The sequence below is a fragment of the Arthrobacter sp. genome, assembly GCF_048266065.1.
Taxonomy (GTDB): domain Bacteria; phylum Actinomycetota; class Actinomycetes; order Actinomycetales; family Micrococcaceae; genus Arthrobacter_H.
The window spans coordinates 159,685-182,441 of sequence record NZ_JBLXAH010000008.1 but is presented as its reverse complement, the minus strand read 5'-3'; the positions used below and the strand labels follow the sequence as shown (position 1 = coordinate 182,441).

The 22,757-nt window shown below is 69.7% G+C and carries 22 protein-coding genes; 8 read left to right on the top strand and 14 right to left on the bottom strand.

The genetic code is table 11. The features are described from left to right. Window positions 1-15 precede the first annotated feature (15 nt). Window positions 16-2,346 (top strand): DEAD/DEAH box helicase, encoded by a 2,331-nt coding sequence (locus ACN0TP_RS14240; protein WP_417219982.1) that lies wholly within the window; start codon window positions 16-18, stop codon window positions 2,344-2,346. On the opposite strand, the gene ACN0TP_RS14235 is transcribed toward ACN0TP_RS14240, so the two are convergent. From ACN0TP_RS14235 to ssd, 7 genes are all read right to left on the bottom strand, one after another. Then, window positions 2,343-2,777, bottom strand: coding sequence for an Rv3654c family TadE-like protein (locus ACN0TP_RS14235; protein ID WP_417219980.1), 435 nt, complete (start codon window positions 2,775-2,777; stop codon window positions 2,343-2,345). The two genes, ACN0TP_RS14240 and ACN0TP_RS14235, sit on opposite strands and share 4 nt — an antisense overlap. Beyond that, window positions 2,767-3,147 (bottom strand): TadE family type IV pilus minor pilin, encoded by a 381-nt coding sequence (locus tag ACN0TP_RS14230; RefSeq protein ID WP_417219979.1) that lies wholly within the window; start codon window positions 3,145-3,147, stop codon window positions 2,767-2,769. The genes ACN0TP_RS14235 and ACN0TP_RS14230 overlap by 11 nt, the downstream gene beginning before the upstream one ends. Window positions 3,148-3,157: 10 nt before the next feature. Beyond that, window positions 3,158-3,373 carry a DUF4244 domain-containing protein gene (locus ACN0TP_RS14225; protein WP_417219978.1) on the bottom strand — a complete coding sequence of 72 codons (216 nt, stop codon included), beginning with the start codon at window positions 3,371-3,373 and terminating at the stop codon, window positions 3,158-3,160. A 147-nt stretch (window positions 3,374-3,520) separates the two neighbouring features. Then, complete coding sequence (locus tag ACN0TP_RS14220; protein ID WP_417219976.1) at window positions 3,521-4,072, bottom strand: type II secretion system F family protein; 552 nt, start codon at window positions 4,070-4,072, stop codon at window positions 3,521-3,523. Then, the gene (locus ACN0TP_RS14215; protein WP_417219975.1) at window positions 4,069-4,908 is read right to left on the bottom strand and encodes a type II secretion system F family protein; all 840 of its coding nucleotides are present in this window, start codon (window positions 4,906-4,908) and stop codon (window positions 4,069-4,071) included. Before ACN0TP_RS14215 ends, ACN0TP_RS14220 begins: the two co-directional genes overlap by 4 nt. Then, window positions 4,896-6,158: a TadA family conjugal transfer-associated ATPase gene (locus ACN0TP_RS14210; protein WP_417219973.1), complete on the bottom strand. Its 1,263-nt coding sequence runs from the start codon at window positions 6,156-6,158 to the stop codon at window positions 4,896-4,898. Before ACN0TP_RS14210 ends, ACN0TP_RS14215 begins: the two co-directional genes overlap by 13 nt. Continuing rightward, the gene (gene ssd / locus ACN0TP_RS14205) at window positions 6,155-7,276 is read right to left on the bottom strand and encodes a septum site-determining protein Ssd (RefSeq protein WP_417219972.1); all 1,122 of its coding nucleotides are present in this window, start codon (window positions 7,274-7,276) and stop codon (window positions 6,155-6,157) included. Before ssd ends, ACN0TP_RS14210 begins: the two co-directional genes overlap by 4 nt. 131 nt (window positions 7,277-7,407) lie before the next feature. Here ssd and ACN0TP_RS14200 point away from each other — a divergent pair, with 131 nt between their 5' ends. Beyond that, window positions 7,408-9,120 (top strand): bifunctional 3'-5' exonuclease/DNA polymerase, encoded by a 1,713-nt coding sequence (locus tag ACN0TP_RS14200; RefSeq protein ID WP_417219970.1) that lies wholly within the window; start codon window positions 7,408-7,410, stop codon window positions 9,118-9,120. A gap of 6 nt (window positions 9,121-9,126) precedes the next feature. On the opposite strand, the gene ACN0TP_RS14195 is transcribed toward ACN0TP_RS14200, so the two are convergent. From ACN0TP_RS14195 to ACN0TP_RS14185, 3 genes are read right to left on the bottom strand one after another with little or no spacing between them, the layout of a single operon-like run. Then, complete coding sequence (locus ACN0TP_RS14195; protein WP_417219969.1) at window positions 9,127-9,855, bottom strand: NUDIX hydrolase; 729 nt, start codon at window positions 9,853-9,855, stop codon at window positions 9,127-9,129. Beyond that, entirely contained in the window at window positions 9,852-10,646 is a 795-nt protein-coding gene (gene nth / locus ACN0TP_RS14190) for an endonuclease III (protein WP_417219968.1), read from the bottom strand. Before nth ends, ACN0TP_RS14195 begins: the two co-directional genes overlap by 4 nt. 23 nt (window positions 10,647-10,669) lie before the next feature. Next, window positions 10,670-11,905: a hypothetical protein gene (locus ACN0TP_RS14185; RefSeq protein WP_417219966.1), complete on the bottom strand. Its 1,236-nt coding sequence runs from the start codon at window positions 11,903-11,905 to the stop codon at window positions 10,670-10,672. Between the two features lie 249 nt (window positions 11,906-12,154). Here ACN0TP_RS14185 and acs point away from each other — a divergent pair, with 249 nt between their 5' ends. The 3 genes from acs to ACN0TP_RS14170 all read left to right on the top strand — a co-directional run bounded on the left by acs (window position 12,155) and on the right by ACN0TP_RS14170 (window position 15,677). After that, entirely contained in the window at window positions 12,155-14,137 is a 1,983-nt protein-coding gene (gene acs / locus ACN0TP_RS14180; protein ID WP_417219964.1) for an acetate--CoA ligase, read from the top strand. An 84-nt stretch (window positions 14,138-14,221) separates the two neighbouring features. After that, window positions 14,222-14,683, top strand: a complete 462-nt coding sequence (gene aroQ, locus ACN0TP_RS14175; RefSeq protein ID WP_417219962.1) for a type II 3-dehydroquinate dehydratase — start codon at window positions 14,222-14,224, stop codon at window positions 14,681-14,683. 7 nt (window positions 14,684-14,690) lie between these two features. Continuing rightward, window positions 14,691-15,677 carry a DUF2332 domain-containing protein gene (locus tag ACN0TP_RS14170; protein ID WP_417219960.1) on the top strand — a complete coding sequence of 329 codons (987 nt, stop codon included), beginning with the start codon at window positions 14,691-14,693 and terminating at the stop codon, window positions 15,675-15,677. A gap of 19 nt (window positions 15,678-15,696) precedes the next feature. Here ACN0TP_RS14170 and ACN0TP_RS14165 read toward each other — a convergent pair whose 3' ends face one another. Beyond that, the gene (locus ACN0TP_RS14165; RefSeq protein ID WP_417219958.1) at window positions 15,697-16,884 is read right to left on the bottom strand and encodes a MarP family serine protease; all 1,188 of its coding nucleotides are present in this window, start codon (window positions 16,882-16,884) and stop codon (window positions 15,697-15,699) included. Between the two features lie 205 nt (window positions 16,885-17,089). On the opposite strand from ACN0TP_RS14165, the gene ACN0TP_RS14160 reads away from it, so the two are divergent. Then, window positions 17,090-17,767, top strand: a complete 678-nt coding sequence (locus tag ACN0TP_RS14160) for a Crp/Fnr family transcriptional regulator (protein ID WP_343900293.1) — start codon at window positions 17,090-17,092, stop codon at window positions 17,765-17,767. Window positions 17,768-17,887: 120 nt separating this feature from the next. On the opposite strand, the gene ACN0TP_RS14155 is transcribed toward ACN0TP_RS14160, so the two are convergent. From ACN0TP_RS14155 to ACN0TP_RS14145, 3 genes are all read right to left on the bottom strand, one after another. Next, the gene (locus ACN0TP_RS14155) at window positions 17,888-18,793 is read right to left on the bottom strand and encodes an NUDIX hydrolase (RefSeq protein WP_417219956.1); all 906 of its coding nucleotides are present in this window, start codon (window positions 18,791-18,793) and stop codon (window positions 17,888-17,890) included. Window positions 18,794-18,875: 82 nt separating this feature from the next. Continuing rightward, window positions 18,876-19,355, bottom strand: coding sequence for a RidA family protein (locus ACN0TP_RS14150; protein ID WP_417219954.1), 480 nt, complete (start codon window positions 19,353-19,355; stop codon window positions 18,876-18,878). A gap of 18 nt (window positions 19,356-19,373) precedes the next feature. After that, a complete protein-coding gene (locus ACN0TP_RS14145; protein WP_417219952.1) occupies window positions 19,374-19,529 on the bottom strand; it encodes a hypothetical protein in 156 nt (51 codons plus the stop codon). A 37-nt stretch (window positions 19,530-19,566) separates the two neighbouring features. Between ACN0TP_RS14145 and ACN0TP_RS14140 the strand changes: the two genes are divergently transcribed. Together ACN0TP_RS14140 and ACN0TP_RS14135 are read left to right on the top strand one after the other, a co-directional pair. Beyond that, entirely contained in the window at window positions 19,567-21,738 is a 2,172-nt protein-coding gene (locus ACN0TP_RS14140) for a transglycosylase domain-containing protein (RefSeq protein ID WP_417219950.1), read from the top strand. A 29-nt stretch (window positions 21,739-21,767) separates the two neighbouring features. Further along, window positions 21,768-22,721 (top strand): metallophosphoesterase, encoded by a 954-nt coding sequence (locus tag ACN0TP_RS14135; protein ID WP_417219949.1) that lies wholly within the window; start codon window positions 21,768-21,770, stop codon window positions 22,719-22,721. The last annotated feature ends 36 nt before the right edge of the window (window positions 22,722-22,757 follow it).

Genomic DNA, 22,757 nt, shown 5'->3' with positions numbered 1-22,757 from the left:
TGCGACCATGATGAGGTGACCGAAAACCATCCACTCATCGCCCAGCTGGGGCATGGCGTCTCCCCGGAGCCGCTGACGCACGTCCGCGTCGTACCGGCCCGGGCGGCCGTGCACGGCCCGTGGCCCGAGTGGGCCCATCCCGAGGTGGTCGAGGCCTTCGCCCGTTCCGGTGCTGACAGGCCATGGCTGCACCAGGTGCAGGCGGCCCGGCAGGCCCACGACGGACACCACACCATCGTGGCAACCGGCACGGCTTCGGGAAAGTCACTGGCCTATCAGTTGCCGACCTTGGATGCTGTCCACCGGGCAGCACTGGATCCCACCGTGACCCTGGAGGCCAGCGGCGCCGTCGTGCTCTACCTCGCCCCCACCAAGGCGTTGGCAGCGGACCAGCAATCGGCGTTGAACGGATTGCGCCTGCCCACGCTGAAGGTCGCCACCTATGACGGGGACACCGACCCCGGTGAGCGCCGGTGGATCCGCGACCATGCGAACTTCGTCTTGACGAATCCGGACATGCTCCACTTCGGCATCCTGCCCAACCACCCCGCCTGGGCCCGCTTCTTCCGGCGGCTCACCTACGTCATCGTGGACGAGGCCCACAGCTACCGGGGTGTCTTCGGCTCCCATGTTGCCAACCTGATCCGGCGCCTGCGAAGGATCTGTGAGCACTACGGGGCCAACCCGGTGTTCATCGGCGCTTCGGCCACCAGTTCGGAACCGGGCAGGTCCTTTGGGCAGCTCATTGGCGCCGAGGCCATGGAAGTGACCACGGATTTCTCACCCCATGGCCAGACAGTGGTCGCCCTGTGGGAACCGCCGCTGACCGATTCACGCGGGGAAAACGGGGCACCGGTACGCCGGACGGTCATCGCCGAAACCGCTGATCTGCTGGCGCACCTGGTCAGCGCCCACGTCCGGACCATTGCCTTCATCAAGTCCAGGCGAGGGGCCGAAACCATCTCCACGATCGCCCGCCGCCTGGTCGACGAGGTCCATCCGGGCCTTCCCGGCCGGATTGCCGCCTACCGCTCCGGCTATCTGCCCGAGGAACGGCGGGTCCTGGAACGCCAGCTGCGCGATGGAGAGCTCTTGGGCATCGCCTCGACATCGGCACTGGAACTGGGGATCGACGTCGCGGGCCTGGATACCGTGCTGGTGGCCGGCTGGCCGGGAACCCGGGCCTCGTTCTTCCAGCAGATCGGTCGCGCCGGGCGCGCCGGCCAGGACGCCCTCGCTGCCTTCGTGGCCAGCGACGATCCGCTGGATACGTATCTGGTCCACCACCCGGAGGCGATCTTCGACACCTCGGTGGAGGCCACGGTCTTCGATCCGTCCAATCCCTACGTCCTGGGTCCGCACCTGTGTGCTGCGGCCGCCGAACAGCCACTGCGCCTCGAGGAGGTCCAGCTTTTCGGGCCCACCGCCGCCGAGCTGCTCGACTCGCTCGTTGAACGCGGATACCTGCGCCGCCGTCCCTCGGGTTGGTTCTGGACGCATCCCGAAAATGCAGCATCGATGGTGAACCTGCGGGCAGATGGCGGCGGGCCGATGAACATCATCGACGCACAGACCGGCGCCTTGCTGGGCACGATGGATTCCCCGCAGACCCAGTACCAGGCCCACACCGGTGCCGTTTACGTGCACCAGGGTTCGACGTACGTGGTCGAGGAGCTCAACGAGCAGGACCATTGCGTGTTGGTGAACCGGGCAACCCCCGACTACTACACGCAGGCCCGGGACATCACCACGATCGAGGTGCTCGAGGCGCAGCACACCCGCGATTGGGGTCCCATCCGCGTGCATTTCGGGGACGTCAAGGTCACCACCCAGGTCGTCTCCTTCCAACGCAAGGCGGTGGCCAGCAACGAGGTGCTGGGCGAGGAGCCCCTGGAACTGGAGGCCCGGGACTTGTTCACCAAGGCCATCTGGTTCACCGTGCCGGAGCGCGAGATGGCCGCCGCCGGCCTGCTGCCGGATGCCGTCCCGGGCGCCCTGCACGCAGCGGAACATGCATCCATTGGCATGCTTCCATTGGTGGCCTCCAGCGACCGCTGGGACATCGGCGGTGTATCCACCGCACTACATATGGACACCGGGATGCCGACCATTTTCGTGTATGACGGCTACCCGGGCGGTGCAGGATTCGTTGAACGTGCCTTCGAACGCGTCACCACCTGGCTCAACGCGACCCGCGAGGCGATCATGGCCTGCGAGTGCGACACCGGTTGCCCCTCCTGCGTCCAATCCCCCAAATGCGGCAACCGGAACAACCCCTTGGACAAGGCCGGCGCCGTCACCCTCTTGGGGCTGATGTTGCGTCATGCCCCGGCCGCAGCAGCCTAACCGCCCGGCTGCCAGGTCCCCTGCGGCGGTCCGGCTCGTGCCCTGCCGCTGGCATCGAGCCCCAGGCGGGACAGCCAGATCGTTCCCGGCCCGGTATCGACCGAGGTCCAGACGTCGACGATGGCACCGCCGGGCCCCGATCTGCCACAGTCGATGAGCCGTGCCTCATTGCGGGCCGCAACTTCCGCGGCCACCGTGCATGGCTCACCCCCGGTCAGGCCACGGGCGGCATCGGCCGCCGCCAGGGCCGCCAGGTCGGCGGCGCTGGCGGCCCGACCCGCTGCGGACGCAGCCGCGGTGACGGCAAGGACGGCCATGAGCCCGAAGACCGCCGCAGCGACCAACGCCACGACGAGAACGGTTCCCGAGCCGGCTTGTGCCGCCCACGGGGCGAACCCCGGACGCCTCGATGCGAGAGCCTCATCGTCCACCAGGACCCGCCACCCCTCCGCCTGGTCCTTCGGGTTTGGCCTCGGCACGCGCCGACAGCTTCAACAGCTCGGGGCCTCCGAACCACGGCAGCGCAAACTGCGTGCTCACTTCCACCCGGCGATACGGGCCGGCGCTGCCGATCTTGATGCTTGCCGTTTCCCCCGCCAGCCGGTGTCCGGTTTCGAGCGCCGAGGCAGTCGTCTCTCCCCTGGCCAGTTCGCGGGCCGTGGCCCGGGCCGCCTGTTCCAGGCGCACCTGCGTGGTTCCGCAGACTCCGGCTCCCAGTGCCACCGCCAGCAGGGCTGCCACGGCCGGCAGCAGCACGGCGAATTCCGCCGTGCTGCTGCCGTGTTCGGTTCCGTCCGACATGGTCCCGGTCCTAAAAGGACAGCGCTTGACGCACCAGGCCCATGAGCAGCTCCCGCACGTCGCCGCTGCTCAGGATGCTGACCAGCAAACCGGCAAATCCGACGGCCGCCAGGGCAACGATGGCGAATTCTGCGGTGGCGATGCCCTCCTCGCCCGGATCCACCGGGTCGCCGTCAGGCTCCCGGCCGGCCGTCGTGTCCCGGCTGCCCGCTTCTTTCCCGTTCATCTTCTGTCCTGCCTTTCATCCATAGCGGCCCCGGCGGGGCCTGTTTCCACTCTGAGGTGCCGGGTCCGCCGTCGGGCCCGGCGACGTCGGCTTCTGGACAACACCGCCTCCCCAGGGCCTGTGAGGGGTCGGTGCGCGAGCGGGAACCTACCCGGCGGCTGGCAGCAGGGCCATCACCACGGGGACAATTCCCAGGCAAATGAACGCCGGCAGGGCACAGATGCCCAGTGGAATGACCAGCTTCACCCCCAGTTCCGCTGCCCGCTTTTCTGCCCGGCGGGCCTCGGCACGACGCTCCTGTTCCGCCGCCGCGCGCAGCAGATCCGCGGTCGCTGCCCCGGTGAGCTGGGCGAAGGCGAGGGATTCACCGAGTCGCCGCAGCGTGGGTGGAGACGTTTGCCAGGCCCGTTGCCATCCCACGCCCAGTTCCAGGGACCGCACGACGTGCCCCAGCCCGCGGCACGGTTCGACGTCCCTGGCCAGCGTCGCCAGGACGCCGTCCACCGGCAATCCCGAATCGAGCAGGGTGGCCGCCAATTCGAGCAGCAGCGGGACGTCGGCGGCGGCCGGCGGATCCGGCCTCGGCAGGGCACCCGTGTCCGGCGATGGGCGGCCCGCGGGAGGGTGCCTGTTGGCTCGTGGGGTGATGCAGCACCAGGCGGCCAGGCCGGCGAGCAGCGCTGCGATGGCAATGGTCATGCCACGGCCCGCGACCGTGCGGCGCTGACCCGTCGGGCCGGCCCGGCGGTCCCCAGAAGGCGCCGGCACCACAGCGCGTTGGCCCACCACAGGGCAGCGCCCATGGCCAGGCAGACCCTGCCGGTGGTTGTCGTGGTGAGCAGGGTGAACGGATCCGCACCCATGAGCTGGGCCAGTCCGATCCCCAGGGCCGGCAACCAGGCCAGCAGCTTTTGGGTCATGCGCGGGCCAGCCAGGGTCGCCTCCAGGGCCCGGCGGGCGTCCTGTTCCGACTCCAGTTGACCGGCCAACCGATTCAACAGGTCACCGAGCGGGGCACCGGTGGATTCGGAGAGCCGGATGCACCAGCACAAGCGTTCCCAGGCGTGCCCGTAGCCGGGAGCGGAACGCACGTGGCGTTCAATGCCAGCTGACGGGCCGGAACCGGTTTCGTGGGCGACCAGTGCAGCCCGGCAGGCCTCCACGATGTCGTTCGCCGCGGCCGTCGCCCCCGCCTCCCCGCCGGCGCCTCGGCGCCGCGGAGATCCGTGGTCGTCTCCGTCGGCCCCCGCCGAGGCCAGGCGCCCGGCCCAGGTCGTTTCGAGCAGTGCCCAGGATTCTGCCGGCTGACGGCCCGAACGCAACAACGCACCCAGGTGCCGGAAGGCCGCCACGTGGGCGTCCACGTCGAGGCGACCGGGCCGGTGGCCGCCGGGCCGAAGGGACCACCGGCGGCTGGACCCACCGTTGCGTGCCGCGGCCGGGGCCGGTCGTTCCCGGGGCCACCGGTGGCCTGCCGGAACCAGCCAGGACGCGATGCCGGCGAACGCCGCAGCCATCAGGATCACCACGGACACGGGATGGACCGTTCTGCCAGGACGCGGGCGAACCATTCCGCCGACGGACCGGGGTGCAGGCGCAACTCATCGTCCATACCCATGACCGGCGATACTGCGAGAAATCCCCGGCCGTCAGCCACCAGCCGCCCCAGTTCGCGCGGCGCCCGCCGCCCTCCGTGCCGTCCCATGTGGATCACCAGATCCAGCGCACTGGAGGCCTGGACGGCGAGCGCCGGCCCGGACATGCCGGCCAACGAGGCCAGGGCAGCCAGCCGGGCCGGGACCGCGTCGGCCGAACTCGCGTGGACCGTGCCACCTGCACCGTCGTGTCCGGTGTTCATCGCGGTCAGGAAGTCGGCGACTTCGGCGCCGCGGCATTCGCCGACCACCAGCCGGTCGGGTCGCATGCGCAGTGCCTGGCGGACCAGGTCGGTCATCCCCACCTCGCCGGCGCCCTCGATGTTGCCCGTGCGGCATTGCAGGCTGACCACGTGGGGGTGGGCCGGCTCGAGTTCGCGGGCGTCCTCGACAATGAGCAGCCGTTCCGTGGGAGCGGCTTCGCCCAGCAGCGCACCGAGCAGCGTGGTCTTTCCACTGCCGGTGCCGCCGCTGATCAGGAAGTTCATCCGGGCCCGGATCACCGAACGCAACACAGCGTGCCAGGGGTTGGCGGCCCCGCCCGCCAGGACGGATCCCAGGCCGGCGGATTTTCCCGCGCGGATGCGCACGGAGATCAACGGTCCTCCCGCCGAAATCGGAGGCAGGACTGCGTGGATCCGGTACGGTCCCACGACCACGTCGGCGAACGGCTGGGCACCGTCCAGGCGACGACCGCCCGAGGCGGCCAGGCGGACGGCGAGGGTCCTGATCTGCTCGGGTTCGGTGAAGCGCACGGAGGTCGGTGCCAGGCCGTCGTCCCCGTCCCTCCACACCAGCCCCTGGGCATCGACGAGCACGTCGGTCGTCCCCGGCTCGTCGGCAACCGCCTGCAGCGGTCCCAGTCCATGCAGGTCCTCCTGGAGCGCCCGGATCACCTGGGCCGCGCTGCCGCTGCCGACCACCAGTCCCGAGGCCCGGACGGCGCCGGCCAGGTCGGCCCCGGTCAGGGGGCCCTCCCCGTTCACCGCGCGCCGTCGCACCTCGTCCAGCACGCGTTCGTCCAGTCCGCCGCCCGGGCCGTTGCCGTGACCTGGCGGGTCCGGTTCCCACCGGCGGCGGCCGCTGGGCCGGATCGAAGCGTCCGGGGCGCCGGGCAGCTGCCCGTTCATGATGCCAGCTCCTCGTATCCGGACGCGGGCCGCTCCGCGGGAAGACTCCATCCGAGCAGTGGTTCGACCCGGCGGCGGATGCGCGGACGCGTCAGTACTGAACCCAGGCGGCCTTCGGCCGATGCGGTCGCAAGTGCGGGGGTGGGCGGTACGTAGGCGAGAAGTTCCAGCCCGGCGGCGGCGGCCACCCGTGGCGCGTCCATGCCGGCCGGCAGGCTTCCTGTCACCACGATCCGCCAGGTGGTTCCCGCATCGGGTCCCACGGGGGTGAAGGCCTGCGGGGAGCCGGGGACGGCCGCCGAGGCGACCACGAGCACCGAGTCGGCCAGCTGCACCAGCGTCTCCCCCAGCCCAGCGCTCCTCCCGGCATCGACCACGACGGCATCGAAGCTCCTGCGTGCTGCTGCGATCACCTCGTGGAGGATCGCCCCGCGTACCGGCGCCGGTTGCCCGTGCGTCCAGGTCAGCACCGATGTGCCGCCCACCTGGGGAAGGATCCCTGCCAGGTGCCCGGGGGCGATCTGGCCGCGGGAGCGCATCAGGTCCTCCCAGCCCACGCCGCCGGCGGCCGGGCGGCCCAGCAGGGCCCAGATGCCCCGGCTGTGGGGGTCGGCGTCGACGACCAGGCTGCGCGTCCCCTTCCGGCCCGCGTACAGGGCAGTCAACACGGCCAGCGTGGTCGTTCCGGTGCCACCGGTGCCCCCGGCGAAGACCGTGAGGCGCCCGTGCCCCGCGTGCAGTTCCCGCTCCCCCAGGAACTCCCCCAGCCAGGCGGAGGCCTCCGGCAGGATCGCCACACGGACTCCGGGTTGCCGGGCCGCGACGCGCCACAGGCCGTCCCGGTCCGACGCAAATCCGACGAGGACCACGGGGACGCGCGGTCCCGCTGCCGACGCGTCCAGGACGGCGTCCGGGCCCAGCAGGGCCAGGGTGCATCCGGCGGGCCAGCGGTCCGGTGGGCGGCGTTCAACGGCCAACACCACCCCGCACGCCGCGGCAATGAGGGCGACGTGGTCCGCGAGTCCGTCGTCACGGGTGACCAGCAGGCAGGTGGTGGCCGCACCGTCGCCGGATGCCGGTGCCGGCGGTGCTGGAAGGTAGGCGGGCGACTCGTTCATGTCACCACCCTCCGCTGGCGCCGGCGCAGTGGTGGCGGGCGGCCCGCCGCTGTGGACGGGGAGGCCCGTGCGCCCACCACGCGTGGGGTGTGAGGGGAACGCCGGGGTCAGCGCCCTGCAAGAATGGGCACGTGCCCGGTTACGCAGTCATCGCCACCCACTCCACCGCCCAGGCGGCTCCCGAACAGGGGGCGGCTTCCGCCGTCGTGCAGTTGCTGGACGAGGCCGGTGCGCCGCAGGGCCCGCCCGTGGTGTTGTTCCGGGACCAGGTGGCCGGGTTCGTGCGGGATCTGGAGGCCCGCCGGACGCGCTGGGTCTGGGCGCGGACCGCCGACTGGTATCCGCGGCTGCTGGCCGCCGGGTGCACCGTGGAGCGTGCCTGCGACCTGGCCTTGTCACGCACGATCCTGCGCCACGCCACGGCTGCCGCCGACACCGCATACACCGCCGGGCTGCGCGCCGACGGCGATGACCGGGACGACATCGATCCCGCGGTGGGCCTGCCGCCGGCCCGCGTGCCGGAAAACCAGGATGCGTTGTTCGCGGAGCCGGCGGACGAGAAGACCTCGGTGGAGGCGGTGGCCGCCGAGTTCCTCGAACAACGCCGGGCCGTCCCGGCCACCGCTGCGGGGCGTCGGCTGCAGCTGTTGCTCGCAGCCGAGTCGGCCGGTGCACTGGTCGCCGCCGAGATGCGCCACCACGGCATCCCGTGGCGCCCCGACGTGCACGAGGCGCTGCTGGCCGCCGAGCTGGGCCCGCGCACGGCCCCGGGAACACGTCCGGCCCGGCTCGAGGAGCTGGCCGCCGAACTGCGCACCGCCCTGGGTGCGCCCCAGCTGAACCCGGATTCCCCGCAGGAGCTGCTGCGCGCCCTGCACCGGGTCGGCGTGGACGCCAAGAGCACCGGCCAGTGGGAACTGCGGGAGTATTCGCACCCCGCACTGGAGGTGCTCCAGCGCTACAAGAAGCTCTCCCGGCTGCACACAGCCAACGGCTGGGCCTGGCTGGAAGCGTGGGTGCACGGGGGCCGTTTCCGGCCCGAATACGTGGTCGGTGGCGTGGTCACCGGCCGGTGGGCCTCCCGCGGAGGCGGGGCGCTGCAGATCCCGCACACCATCCGCGACGCGGTCCGCCCCGATGACGGGAACGTGTTGGTCGTCGCCGATGCCGCCCAGCTGGAACCGCGGATCCTGGCGGCCCTGGGCCGCGATACGGCACTGGCCGACGCCGCCCGTGGCCAGGACCTCTACCAGGGCATCGCCGATCTGGGGTTCGGTGGCGACCGGGCCCATGCGAAGATCGCGATGCTCGGGGCCATGTACGGTTCCACGACCGGGGAGGCCGGGCGGCTCATGCCGCAGCTGACGCGCACGTTCCCGGCGGTGATCGGCGTCCTGGAACGGGCGGCCCGCACCGGGGAGGCCGGCGGCGTGGTGGGCACCTGGCTGGGCCGTTGCTCCCCGGCGGCGTCGCAACGGTGGCTCGCCGGCCAGCGGGCGACCTCGGCGGAGGAACAGCGCCGGGCCGATGGCGCTGCCCGGACGCGGGGCCGGTTCACCCGCAATTTCGTGGTCCAGGGAACCGCAGCCGAATGGGCGTTGTGCTGGTTGGCGGAGATCCGGTTGCGTTTGCGGGCGGCGAAGGCGGCCGGACGGGACGACGGCGAATTGGTCTTCTTCCTGCACGACGAGGTGATGCTGCACGTGCCCGCCGAGGCAGCCGAGCGGGTGTCGGTGATGGTGCAGGAGGCAGCGGAACGGGCCGCGGTGCTGATGTTCGGGCGCATCCCGGTGCAGTTCCCGGTCGGCGTCGTGACCGTCCGCTCCTACGCCGACGCGAAATAGCCCGGGTCAGGGGCGGGGCCCGACCCTGGTGTGGTCCCACGGGCGGCTCCAGCCCAGGTCATCGAGCAGCCGGGCCAGCACGATGCCGGTGAAACCCCAGATGGTCCGGCCATCGATGTCGAAGGCCGGGGAGCGGTGGGTGTGGCCCTCGCGGCGGATCTCGACCTGGAACCGGTTGGCCGGATCCACCAGGTCGGCCACGGGGGCACGGAAGACGGCTGCCGATTCACCGGGATCGACGGCGAAGACGTCGCTGGGTCGTGCCCACCAGCCGATCACCGGGGTGACGACGAAGTTGGTGACGGGCAGTTCGGCGGCCGGCAGTTCGCCCAGGACCTCCACGCCGGCCGGATCGAGCCCGGTCTCCTCTTCTGCCTCCCGCAGGGCAGCGGCGACCGCCGAGGCGTCCGTGGCGTCGATGGTCCCGCCCGGGAAGGCGATCTGCCCGGCATGCTGGCGCAGGGTGGCAGCGCGTTCAACGAAGAGCAGGTCCAGGTCGGCGGGGACGGTGGTGGCATCCGCCGCCGCGTCGACGTCGTCGAGCCGGCCGAAGAGCACCAGCACCGCTGCACGGCGGGCGGTGGCCTGGTCCATGCCCTCGAACATCCAGGAGGCGGGCACCTTGCTGATGCCGTCGTCTCCGGCTTCCACCAGGGGGCGGTGGCGTTCGATGACCGCGAGCAGGTCGCGGCGGGCGTCCAGCGTGGGGTGCGCCCGCGAACCGGAGGTGCTCATGCTCCCAGCCCGTGTCCCAGGGCGCGCAGTTCCCGTCGGGTCCTGCCCGCGCGCATCGACTCCAGCAGGTCCTCGCGACCGGGGGCAAGCTCGTACTTGAGCAGTTTCGCCGCCTTCTCCGGGTCGGTTTCCCCCTCCCCGTAGGACGGGCACCAGGTGGCGACGGGGCAGGCACCGCAGGCCGGCTTCTTCGCGTGGCAGACCCGGCGTCCGTGGAAGACCACCCGGTGGGAGAGCATGGTCCAGTCGCGCTTCTCAAACAGGGCACCGACCGCGTGTTCGACCTTCACCGGGTCGGTCTCCTCGGTCCACCCGAACCTGCGGGAGAGCCGCAGGAAGTGGGTGTCCACGGTGATCCCGGGGACCCCGAACGCATTGCCGAGCACCACGTTGGCCGTCTTGCGCCCCACCCCGGGCAGGGTGACCAGGTCCTGGAGCCGCCCGGGGACCACGCCGTCGTGCTCGTCGACGATGGCCCGGGCCATGGCGACGATGTTGTTGGCCTTGGCGCGGAAGAAGCCGGTGGAGCGGATGAGTTCCTGCACGGCTTCCAGGTCGGCTTCGGCCAGCGCCTGGGGTGTCGGGTAGGCGGCGAACAGTGCAGGGGTGATCGCATTGACCCGCACATCGGTGGTTTGCGCCGAGAGGATGGTGGCCACGAGCAGCTCGAAGGCGTTCGTGAAGTCCAGTTCCGGGACGGCATAGGGGTAGGCCTCGCCGAGGATCCGGTTGATCTTGCGGGCCCTGCGCTTGAGCCCGATGACGGTTTCCCCGCCCCGCGGACGGGGCATGGCGGGACCCGGTGACGGCATGCTCAGGCCCGTTCGATCCGGCCGAGGTCGCGCAGGACGCCGACGGTGCCGTCGGAGTCCTGGACGAGGAACTCGTAGCCGCGGTCCTCCAGGGCCAGGATCCATTCGCCCGGTTCGAGGACGAAGGCATTGCGGCCGGTGCTCTCGCTGACCGCAGTGCGGCGATCGGGCACCGCGAACCAGAAGGCCTGCTGCGCCGGCCCCTGGGTGCCGGAGCTGGTGGCCGTGAAGGAATACTCCTCCGGTTCCGCGTCCGATGCCTGCGGTTCCGCTCCCGGGTTGGACGATTCGGGGTCGGAGACCTGTGCGGTCTCCTCCGCCGGACGGGCGGCCTGCGGTTCGACGGTGTTCCCGACGGTGGTTGCGGGGGCGTGGGCATCGTCGGCGGCGGGTGCGTCGTCGGCGGCGGTCCCTGCCACGGGTTCGGCAGTCGGTTGGGCAGCGGAGTCCGTAGCGGACTCGGCAGCGGGCTTCGTAGCAGGCTCCGTAGCAGCCTCCGCGACGGGTTCCGCGGTGGGCGCGGCAGCAGCTTCCGCGTTCGCTGCGGCGGAGGATTCCGCCGGGGCACCGGGGCGCGGCCAGGCACCTGGGGTGGGTTCCGGCGTCGTGCTGTGGCTGGCGGCCAGGCCGGTGGCGACGGTGGGCGACGCGGTCTCTGCCGCGCCGTCCTGTGACGATGCGGTGTACCCGTGTGCGTGGTTCTCCGACGGTACCGACGTCGCTGCGTCGGCCGCGCGGGGCGTACGGGGTGCGCTCGGGCGGATCGGGCGGGTCAGCAGGGCACCCTTCCCGGGGGCGAAGTCCAGGACGAAGCCCGGGATGTACGGGGCCGCCGCGGTTCCCCCGGCCATGACCAGGGAACCGAGCAGGCCCAGCAGGAAGGCGGGGTTCATCGACATGACCGAGGAGATGAAGAAATACAGGATGCCCAGCAGCGACACCACCGAGGCCAGCTGGTCCAGCGTGAGCGACCCTGCGGTGACCTGCGTGCGGCCGGCCAGCCGGCGCCAGGCGAAGGCCACGCCGATGACCAGCGGCAGGGCCAGGGTCACGAACTGGTTGAACGCCGTCGTATGGAACGTCCAGACGTTGGCGTAGGAACCGCCGGCGACCTGGAAGGGCAGCACGGATCCGATCAGCAGCAGGACGGCGCCGGCCATCACCACGACCTCGCGCAACGTGAACGGGCCGGCCAGGGACGGGGCTGTCCCCGACGGATCGGCGGAGGATGTGGCCACGATGACTCCTTTCGCCGCCACCTCGGGATGACGGGCTGCAATCTGCTTCGGTTCCCAGCCTATAGAGGACCGGCGGAACCCGGAGGCAGATTCGGCCAGGTTTTTTGCCCCCGGTCCCCCGGGAACCAACCGTTCACCGCAGAATCGGCGCGGTCGGCGTCTTGCAGGGTGACCGAGGACACGTCGAGCGGTGATCGGTTGTAGCCTGACTCACAGCACCCCATAACCCGCTCCGAAAGGATCGACATCGTGTCGGACAAGCACTCCACCCTCGACAACCTGTCCCATGAGGACCGCAGCTTCGCCCCCAGCGCCGGTTTCGCCGCCCAGGCTGTGGCGCAGGCTGACCTCTACCAGCGGGCCGCCGATGACCGGTTGGGCTACTGGGCCGATCGGGCCCGCGAGGTCCTGACCTGGGACGCCGACTTCACACAGACCCTGGACTGGTCGCAGGCGCCGGTGGCGAAGTGGTTCGTCGGGGGCAAGGTCAACGCCGCCTACAACGCACTGGACCGCCACGTCGAGGCCGGCCACGGCGACCGGGTGGCCATCCACTTCGAGGGCGAGCCGGGCGACACCCGCACCTACACGTACGCGCAGCTGACCGAGGAGGTCAAGCGCGCGGCCAACGCGTTCGGCTCCCTGGGCGTGTCCAAGGGCGACCGCGTGGCCGTCTACCTGCCGATGATCCCCGAGGCGGTCATCACCATGCTGGCGTGCGCCCGCATCGGTGCCATCCACTCGGTGGTCTTCGGCGGGTTCTCCGCCGATGCCCTGCGCAGCCGCATCGACGACGCCGAGGCCAAGCTGGTCGTCACCGCTGACGGCACCTGGCGCCGCGGCAAGCCCAGCCCGCTGAAGCCGGCTGTCGACGAGGCCGTCGCCAACTGCGCCGGATCCGTGCAGAACGTGCTGGTGGTCAAGCGCAACGGCGAGGACGTCGCCTGGACCGACGGGTTGGATCTGTGGTGGGAGGACGTGGTCGCCGCCGCCGACCCGGAGCACACCGCCGAGGGCCACGACTCGGAGCACCCGCTGTTCGTGCTCTACACCTCGGGCACCACCGGCAAGCCCAAGGGCATCATCCACACCACCGGCGGCTACCTGGTGCAGAACGCCGTCACCCACCGCGACACCTTCGACCTGCACCCGGAGACCGACGTGTTCTGGTGCACCGCGGACATCGGCTGGGTCACCGGGCACAGCTACGTCACCTACGGCCCGCTGGTCAACGGTGCCACCCAGGTCATCTACGAGGGCACCCCCGACACCCCGCACCAGGGCCGCTGGTGGGAGATCGTGCAGAAGTACGGCGTCACCATCCTCTACACCGCCCCCACGGCGATCCGCACCATGATGAAGTGGGGCCGGGACATCCCCGACGGCTACGACCTGTCCTCGCTGCGCGTGCTCGGCTCCGTCGGCGAACCCATCAACCCCGAGGCGTGGATGTGGTACCGCGACGTCATCGGCACCAATGCCGGGGCGAACGGCGAGCGCAAGGACGCGCCCACCCCCATCGTGGACACCTGGTGGCAGACCGAGACCGGCGCGCACATGATCGCCCCGCTGCCCGGCGTCACCGCCACCAAGCCCGGTTCCGCCCAGGTCCCGGTCCCGGGCATCACCGTGGATGTCGTGGACGAGACCGGCGCCTCGGTGCCCAACGGCGAGGGTGGCTACCTGGTCATCCGCGACCCGTGGCCGGCCATGCTGCGCGGCATCTGGGGCGACATGGACCGCTACAAGGACACCTACTGGTCGCGGTTCGATGACATGTACTTCGCCGGCGACGGTGCCAAGAAGGACGACGACGGCGACATCTGGCTGCTGGGCCGGGTGGATGATGTCATGAACGTCTCAGGGCACCGCCTGTCCACCACCGAGATCGAATCCTCGCTGGTGGCCAGCCCGCTGGTCGCCGAGGCGGCGGTGGTCGGGGCGAAGGACGAGACCACCGGGGAGGCGGTCTACGCCTTCGTCATCCTGCAGCGCGAGCCCGAGGACGGGGAGGACGTGGTGGAGGTCCTGCGCGCCCACGTGGCCAAGGAGATCGGTGCCATCGCCAAGCCGCGCGGCATCTTCGTGGTCCCCGAACTGCCCAAGACTCGTTCGGGCAAGATCATGCGCCGGCTGCTCAAGGACGTCGCCGAGGGCCGCGAGGTCGGCGACTCGACCACCCTGGCCGACGCGTCGGTGATGGCACAGATCGCCGAATCCGTCCGCCGCTGACCCGCCGCCGGGACATCCCCGGCACCGGCCCGGTTCCTGCCACGCCCCGTCACACACCACGTGTGGGCGGGGCGTGGGGGTTTAATGGGGGCCATGACTGACACCACTGCGGCACCCCGCCGCCTCCTGGTCCTCAACGGCCCCAACCTGAACCTGCTGGGCACCCGTGAGCCGGCCATCTACGGCACCGCCACCCTGGACGACGTCGAGGCGCTGTGCCGCGACCGGGCAGCGGCCCACGGCGTGGACGTCGATTTCCTGCAGTCCAACCACGAGGGCGTGCTCATCGACGCGATCCACGCCGCCCGTGGCACGGCGGCCGGGATCGTCATCAACCCGGGGGCCTTCACGCACACGTCCGTCGCCCTCGCCGATGCGATCTCCGGCGTGGAGGTCCCCACCGTCGAGGTACACATCTCCAACGTGCACGCCCGCGAGGCGTTCCGCCACCACTCCTACATCTCCCCCGTGGCCGCGGCGGTCATCATCGGTGCCGGCATCAACGGGTACGGCTACGCCATCGACCAGCTCGCCACCCGCGGTTAGGCCAGGCGTGGACCAGGGCGGAACCGGGGCGCCGGCCCACACGGCAGCCACCTACGGCCAGTACGCCGGCACCTGGTTCGCCGGGCACTCACCCGTCTATGCCGCCTGGGCAGCCCACGTCGCGGCCACCGCATCCCTCGCCGCGCTCATCGCCACCCTGCCGCCGGACAAACGCCAACCCAACCTCGTCTTCGCCGCCACCCGGTTCCTGGGCTGCCCGGACGCCGACCCGGCCACCTGGGAGGCGTTCCTGCGCCGGAACTGGCCGGCGGTCCGCACCGTCGTGCTCGGCCACCGCACGCAGACCAACGAGCCGCGCCGCTGCGCCACCCTGCTGCCCGTCTTCGGGCTCATCGCCGCCCGGACCCGCCGGCCGCTGGCCCTCATCGAGGTCGGCCCCTCAGCTGGCCTGTGCCTGCTGCCTGACCTCTACTCCTATGAGTACGACGGCGTCACCCGGCTCGGCACCGGTGCTCCCCTGCTGCGCTGCACCACCACCGGCACCCCGCCGATTCCCGCCGCGATGCCGCGGATCGGTTCCCGCGCCGGCGTCGACCTGAACCCGTTGGACGGAACCGACCCGGAGATGGTGCGCTGGCTCGAGGCCCTCGTCTGGCCCGGCCAGGACGATCGCCTGGCCACGTTGCGGGCGGCCCTGGCCACCCTCGCGTCCCCGGGAACCGAGCGCCCCCGGCTGGTCGCGGGGGATCTGAACGAGCGCGTCGCCGAGCTCGTGGCCGACGTCCCGCCCACGCACACCGCAGTCGTTTTCCATTCGGCGGTGCTGGCCTACGTCCCACCCGGGCAGCGTGCCCGTTTCGCTGCCACCCTGGCCACCCTGGACTGCCACTGGGTCTCGAACGAGAACTTCTTCCTCGACGCTGAGGGCGCCACGGTCCCCTCGGCCCACGGCGACCGGTTCACGCTGGCCCTGGACGGGCGCCCGCTGGCCCACACCGGGCAGCACGGCGCCACGCTGGACTGGATCCGCTAGCGCTGGTGCCGGCGGGCCGTCAGTGGGCCGAGCAGGCCCCGGTGGAGACCGCATCGGTGTAGCCGGAGGCGTGCTGGACCACGGGGCCCACCTCCTGCAGGGAGAGCGCATACCCGACAGGGGTGTCGCCCTTGGCCTTGGCGAACACCACGCCCACCAGCTTCCCGTCAGCGTCGAGCATCGGCCCACCCGAGTTGCCTTGTTGGACGTCGGCACCGAGCTGGTAGATCTGCAGGGCGGTGGCGTCGGCACCGTAGATGTTCTGGACCGACACGGTGCGCAGGGACTGCACGACGGCGCTCTTGGCCTGGAAGGGCCCGCCGGCGGGATAGCCCATGAAGGTGGCGTTGTCCCCCGTGCCCAGGTCCGCGCCCAGCGCCACGGGTTCCAGGCCCAGCCCGTCCACGGCGAGCACCGCCAGGTCATGGGAGGCGTCGAAGTGCACCACCCGCGCTGGCAGGGCCCGGCCGTCGTTGGTGTTGACGACGGGTTCGGAGATGCCGGCGACGACGTGGGCGTTGGTGACGATGCGGTCCCGTGCCGCGGTGAATCCGCTGCCGGTCTGGTTGACCCCGCAGGCAAAGGCCGTCCCGGTGATCTTGACCACCGAGGCCGCCCTGCTCTGCACTGCCTCGCTGAGCGGCCCCTGGGGTGTCGGGGTGGCGTCGGGCACGGGGGCGAACGGTTCGATGATGTCGGGGATGCTCTGGCCCATGACCAGCGAGCGGGCCTTGGCCATGGCACTGGAGACGGGGTCGGGCGTGGCGTTGCGGATCGTCCCGATGACCTTGGACGAGGCGATCTGCTGGGACAGGAAGGGCAGGCCCATGGTCGCTGCGGAGAACGCGATAGCCGAGATCACCAGGGCGGCCACTGCAACGTTGACGATCCCGCCGAGCAACCGGTCGAAGGTCTTGATGACGGGGAAGTTCACCATCATGCGGATCCGGTTGCCGATGGCCACGCCGATCGAGTGCCCCAGGATCACCAGCACGACGGCGGTGGCAATGACCCAGAAGACGCGCCACCCGGCGCTGGAGACCCAGCTGGAGACGAAGGGGATGGCGTAGAAGCTGGCGACACCGCCGGCGATGAGTCCTGCGACACCGCCCAACGTGACGAAGAACCCCTTGCGGAGCCCCGATACCAGGAACGCGACAAAGGACACCAGCAGCAGGATGTCGAGCCAACCGAACCCGAAAATCACCAAAAACTCCAACCCGTCGCGAGAAAACGCGGCCGGGAACCGGCGTGTCCCGGGTGCCCGCGCCGCCCCCTCAGTCTACGGGCACGCGGGGCCCGGCTTTTGGTGCTGAGGGCTGAAAACGTGCCACTATCGTTGTGGAAGGTGTCACATCGTCTCTGACTACGGCACAATAAGACAAGCGCCAACACACTTGACAGGAGAATTCATGGACATCGAGGTACTGCGCCGGGCACCACTGTTTACGACGCTCAGCGACGAGGTGTTCTCGGCCTTGACCGAGGAACTGACCGAAGTCGATCTCTCCCGCGGGGCATCCGTGTTCCGCGAAGGCGATCAGGGAGACCAGCTCTACTTCATCGTTTCGGGCAAGATCAAGCTGGGGCGCACGGCTCCCGACGGTCGTGAGAACCTCCTGGCCGTCCTCGGCCCGGGCGAGCTCTTCGGCGAGATGGCCCTGTTCGATCCGAGCCCGCGCAACGCCACCGCCACCGCAGTCTCCGAGACGCGCCTGGCGGGACTGCGCCATGAGAACCTCCGCAAGGTCCTCAAGACCTCCCCCGAGGTCTCGGTCCAGCTGCTCCAGGCACTGGCCCGCCGCCTGCGCCGCACCAACGAGTCGCTGGCCGACCTGGTCTTCTCCGATGTCCCCGGTCGTGTTGCCAAGGCCCTGCTGGACCTCGCCGACCGCTTCGGCCGTCCGGCCACCGACGGGGTCCTGGTGGCGCACGAGCTCACGCAGGAGGAACTGGCCCAGCTGGTCGGTGCCTCGCGCGAGACCGTGAACAAGGCCCTCGCGGAGTTCGTCCAGCGCGGCTGGCTGCGCCTGGAGGCCCGTGCCGTGGTCATCCTGGACATCCAGCGTCTGCGCCAGCGCTCCCGCTAGGCCTCGCGGCAGTATCCGGGTCCGCCCGGAGAAGCCACACGACCCCCGTTGCCGGGGATCCGCAGTCACTGCGGGTTCCCCGGCGGCGGGGGTCGTTTGCCGTGCGGGTCCTGGGCCGTCCTACCGACCGCGCGCCGCGGCGCCGCCCTCGGAGGCGGTGCTGATGCTCACATCGAGGTAGTAGTTGCCGTCCACGGTGACCAGTTTGGGGTGGTAGGACTTCACCGGCCGGCGGTGCGAGAGGTAGGCGACACACCCGCGGGTGGTGGAGATCTTCTCGAGGATGAATTCCACGGCGGGCGTGGTGATCCGGCTCAGCTCCAGGCCGCGGGTGTCCTCCTGGTCGACCTCGTCGCCCAGTGCCGTCGTGTTCCGCTCGCCGAGCACGTCGACCGCTGACTTCCAGGCGGCCCAGATGCCCTTACCGCGCAGCAGGGTTGCCTCCTGTTGTGGGGGCAGGGCGGCCGCGAAATAGCGGGTGTCGAAACGCCGGTGCGCGAAGTCGGGGCTGATCCAGTGCGAGAGGGGGCGCAGCAGGTCGGTTCGCAGCCCCAGACCGCGTTTGGCCAACATGGCCGTGAAGGCGACATCCTGGCCGGCGACATCCTCGCGGACCTGCATCCATTCCTCGGTCGTGCAGTTCTCGACGATCGAGAGTTCATCGGCCCCGGCCAGCAGGATGCCGGTCTCCTCGAACAGCTCCCGGACGGCGCAGACGATGTGGCTGCGGGCCAGCCGGTGGTCCAGGATGCCCAGGCGTTCGGCCCACCAGCCGACGGAGGGGCCGAACCACCCCGTGAGGTCGTCGTCTTCCGCCTCGAAGCTGCCTCCGGGAAAGGCGACAGTGCCCAGGGGAGACACGCCGGGACGGTATCCCAGGTAGGTCTGGACTCCCCGGGGGGAGTCGCGCAGCAAGACAACCGAGGAGGCCTTGCGCGCCGCCCGGGGGGTGCGGGTGCCATAGGTGGTCCAACTCTCCGCCGCCCCGGACTGGGACGGCGGGAGTGGGAAGAGGCGCCGCAGCATGCCGGTCCGGGGGAGATCGGCTCCTTCAGGACGCGGACCTCCCCCGGTGCCCGCCACGCCTCCGACGCACGGGCGGGGCGAATCAGCTGAATTCCGCAATCAGTTCAACTTCCACGGCAGCGTCCAGCGGCAGTGCCGCGACGCCCACGGCCGACCGGGCATGGATGCCCGCGTCGCCGAAAACAGTTCCCAGCAGCTCCGATGCGCCGTTGACCACGCCCGGCTGTCCCGTGAAGGACGGATCGGAGGCGACGAACCCGACGACCTTCACGATCCGGGTCACACGGTCCAGGTCCCCGACCATGGACTTCACCACGGCCAGGGCGTTGAGCACTGCCGTGGCGGCCTGGTCCTTGGCCTCCTCGGCATTGACCTGCGCACCGACCTTTCCGGTGACTGTGAGTTCGCCGTTAATGAAGGGCAGCTGTCCGGAGGTGTGCACGAGGTTGCCGGTGATCACCGCGGGGACGTAGGCGGCGACGGGTTTGGCTACCTCGGGCAGCGTCAGGCCGAGGTCGGCCAGTCGCTGCTCGACGGCCGATGAAGGCTGGTTTTCCACCATTTTCCTGATCCTTTCAGGCTACGACTTGGGGCGTTTGAGGTAGGCCACGGGAGCATTTCCATCGGGTCCGGGGATGACGGTGACCAGTTCCCATCCGTCGTCACCCCATTGGTCCAGGATCTGCTTCGTGGCATGGATTATGAGCGGTAAAGTCGCGTACTCCCATTTCGTCATACCGGATACGTTAGCCGCTCCGGCTAAACTGGTCGGCATGGCGTCTCGAAAGTCCCCCTTCTTTAACACGGCAACCACCCTCGGCAAGATCGTGGCCTTCTTTGGTGTCAGTGCGCTCTGCGGCGTCCTGGCCGCAGGGATGCTGATCCCCGCGGCCTCCGTCGCCGGCTCCTCCGCCGCGATCGGGATGGACTTCTTCGATGCGCTGCCGGCGGAGTTGAAGCAGGAACCGTTGTCCCAGCCCTCGAAGGTCGTGGCCAAGGACGGGACGCAGCTGGCGACGTTCTATGCGGAAAACCGGACGCCGGTCCCGATCGACAAGATCTCCAAGGACATGCAGAACGCCATCGTCTCGATCGAGGACGAGCGTTTCTACCAGCACAACGGCGTGGACTTGCGGGGCATCGCCCGTGCGGCGGCCCACAACCTGACGAGTTCCTCGCAGCAGGGTGCCTCCACGCTGACGCAGCAATACGTGAACAACGTGCTCATCAATGCCGCCTTCCTCAAGGGTGCGGACAAGTCGGACATCACCTACTCCGGAACCAAGAACATGGCCGACAAGCTGCGCGAAGCGAAGCTGGCGATCTCCGTGGAGAAGGAATTCACCAAGAAGCAGATCCTCCAGGGGTACCTGAACCTCGTGTTGTTCTCCGGGACCACCTACGGCGTCGAGGCAGCTGCGGAACGCTACTTCTCGGTCCATGCCAAGGACCTGAACATCCCGCAGTCGGCCATGCTCGCCGGCATGGTCCAGCGGCCGAACACCTTCGATCCGCTCAAGAACCCGGAGCTGACGCTCAAGCGCCGCAACACCGTTCTGGCTGCCATGCTCAAGACCAAGTCGATCACCCAGGCCGAGTATGACAAGGCCGTCAAGACCGACCTTGGCTTGAACACCAAGACCCTGAAGTCCGGCTGTGTGGCCGCGGCGTCGGCGAACTACTTCTGCGACTACGTCGCCCACCTGATCCTGAAGGATCCGGCCTATGGCAAGACCAAGGCCGACCGGGAGAACCTGCTCTACCGTGGCGGCCTGACGATCAAGACCACCCTGGATCCGCGCCTGCAGAAGGAAGCGGAGAAGGAAACGCCCAAGATCATCCCCGCCAACGATTCCTCGAACATGGGCGCCGCCATCGTCACCGTCGAGCCGGGAACGGGCAACATCCTGGCCATGGCACAGAACAAGAAGTACGGCGCGGACCCGAAGGACAAGTCGTACACGACCTACAACTTCAATGTGGGCCGCGACATGGGCGGAACCAATGGCTTCCAGGGCGGGTCCACCATGAAGCCCTACACGGCCATCGCGTGGCTGGAGGACGGCCGCAAGATGTCCGATGTGGTGGATGCGGGAGACCGCAGCTACGGCAGCACGAGCTTCCATTGGAAGACGTCCTGTTCACCCAAGGGATACGTCAGGGTGGACCATGACGGAAAAGGTTACGCCCCGAAGAACTTCAGCAAGGGCTTCTACAAGCGCATGACCGTGGACTACGGACTGTACTGGTCCATCAACAGCGCCACGGCGAAGGAGGCCTCGCAGCTGGACCTGTGCAAGATCGCCGACGTCACCAAGCGTGTCGGCCTGCTCGACGCCAGCACCGGAAAACCCATGTCCGGATTGAACCCCTCGTTCATCCTCGGATCCCAGCCAATCACCCCCTTGGCCCAGGCCACCGCGTTCGCGACCTTCGCGAACAAGGGCGAATACTGCGAAAACCGTGCGCTCGAGTCCGTGACCGATGCCGCCGGCAATTCCTACAAGGTCCCCGGGATCTCCTGCGAACAGGTCATCGAGCCGAGCGTCATCGACAGCCTCAACGGGACGCTGAAGAGAATCGCCGGAACGCGCGTGGCCAAGGGCAGCATCAGCCAGCCGATCGGCGGCAAGACGGGCACGAACAACGGCGCCTCGTCCACGTGGTTCGTCGGCTACACCACCGGCATGGCGACCGCCGCCTGGACCGGGCGCTTCGACGGCAATGCGGCTATCTTCAACGTGCCGATCAATGGCCAGCGCTACGACAATCCCGATTCCTCGACCTTCGCCTCGCCGCTGTGGATGAACTACATGAAGGACGTCATCGACTACTACCCGGCAGAGAGCCTCGGCAAGGCAAAATCGTCGTCTGGCTCGGGCGATTCCACCTCCGGTGATGGCTCGACGGACAACAACGGCGATAATGGCGACAACGGACAGTAACGTCACCACCTAAGGAGAGCAGCGCGTCCATGGCCGCAACACGGGAAATCATGCAGTCCATCAAGCGCTCGGCCCCCCTGGTGGGGGCCGGAGCCGGTGCCGTGGCGGCGCTCGGGGGCCTGGCCGTCGGCTACGGCATGATGGAGCGCAACGCGTTCACCATCCGCCATGAGACGGTTCCGGTCCTGCCACCGGGTTTCCCCGATCTGCGGGTGCTCCACCTCTCGGACATCCACCTGGTCCCGGGCCAGGAGGCCAAGAAGCGCTGGCTGGAATCGTTGGCCGACCTGCGCCCGGACCTGGTCGTCAACACCGGTGACAACCTCAGCCACCGACGGGCGGTCCCGGAACTGCTCGAGGCGCTCCGCCCCCTGTTGGGCTTCCCGGGTGTCTTCGTCCCCGGATCGAACTGCTACTACGCGCCCCGCTTCAAGAACCCGCTGCGCTACCTGACGGGCAACCGCGGAAAGTCCGGCGACCTCTCCAAACGCGTCCTCCCCTGGCAGGACATGCATGCCGGCTTCGGTGCGGCCGGATGGGTCAACCTCACCAACCGCAACATGTCCCGGACCCACCAGGGACTGCGGCTGGACTTCTCGGGTGTGGACGACCCCCACCTGAACCTTGACGAGTTCGCCGGCTGGCCCAGCGGTTCCTCCACCGGCGATGAGGCACCGCATGTGCGGATCGCCGTCACCCATGCCCCCTACCAGCGCGTGCTGGACCAGTTCACCGATACGGACGCCGACATCATTTTCGCCGGCCACACCCACGGCGGCCAGGTCTGCATTCCGGGCTACGGGGCGGTGGTCAGCAACTGCGACCTGCCCACCTGGAGGGCACGGGGCCTGACCGAGTGGGAACACGCGGGCAAGACCACTCCGCTGCAGGTCTCCGCCGGCATCGGCACGTCGCGGTTCGCGCCGGTGCGCATCGCCTGCCCGCCCGAGGCAGTCGTCGTCACCCTCACCGCCACGAGCTGACGCCCGAAGACACCAGGCGATTGGTGGATCCCAACC

Bases quoted from the DNA above. Each gene is read 5' to 3' on its own strand.
- aroQ (WP_417219962.1), top strand. From the start codon at position 14,222: ATGGGGGCCATGACTGACACCACTGCGGCACCCCGCCGCCTCCTGGTC.
- ssd (WP_417219972.1), bottom strand. From the start codon at position 7,276: ATGAACGAGTCGCCCGCCTACCTTCCAGCACCGCCGGCACCGGCATCC.
- ACN0TP_RS14225 (WP_417219978.1), bottom strand. From the start codon at position 3,373: ATGAACGGGAAAGAAGCGGGCAGCCGGGACACGACGGCCGGCCGGGAG.
- ACN0TP_RS14135 (WP_417219949.1), top strand. From the start codon at position 21,768: ATGGCCGCAACACGGGAAATCATGCAGTCCATCAAGCGCTCGGCCCCC.
- nth (WP_417219968.1), bottom strand. From the start codon at position 10,646: ATGCCCCGTCCGCGGGGCGGGGAAACCGTCATCGGGCTCAAGCGCAGG.
- ACN0TP_RS14160 (WP_343900293.1), top strand. From the start codon at position 17,090: ATGGACATCGAGGTACTGCGCCGGGCACCACTGTTTACGACGCTCAGC.
- ACN0TP_RS14140 (WP_417219950.1), top strand. From the start codon at position 19,567: ATGGCGTCTCGAAAGTCCCCCTTCTTTAACACGGCAACCACCCTCGGC.
- ACN0TP_RS14150 (WP_417219954.1), bottom strand. From the start codon at position 19,355: ATGGTGGAAAACCAGCCTTCATCGGCCGTCGAGCAGCGACTGGCCGAC.
- ACN0TP_RS14195 (WP_417219969.1), bottom strand. From the start codon at position 9,855: ATGAGCACCTCCGGTTCGCGGGCGCACCCCACGCTGGACGCCCGCCGC.
- ACN0TP_RS14230 (WP_417219979.1), bottom strand. From the start codon at position 3,147: ATGTCGGACGGAACCGAACACGGCAGCAGCACGGCGGAATTCGCCGTG.
- ACN0TP_RS14210 (WP_417219973.1), bottom strand. From the start codon at position 6,158: ATGAACGGGCAGCTGCCCGGCGCCCCGGACGCTTCGATCCGGCCCAGC.
- ACN0TP_RS14145 (WP_417219952.1), bottom strand. From the start codon at position 19,529: ATGACGAAATGGGAGTACGCGACTTTACCGCTCATAATCCATGCCACG.
- ACN0TP_RS14155 (WP_417219956.1), bottom strand. From the start codon at position 18,793: ATGCTGCGGCGCCTCTTCCCACTCCCGCCGTCCCAGTCCGGGGCGGCG.
- ACN0TP_RS14220 (WP_417219976.1), bottom strand. From the start codon at position 4,072: ATGACCATTGCCATCGCAGCGCTGCTCGCCGGCCTGGCCGCCTGGTGC.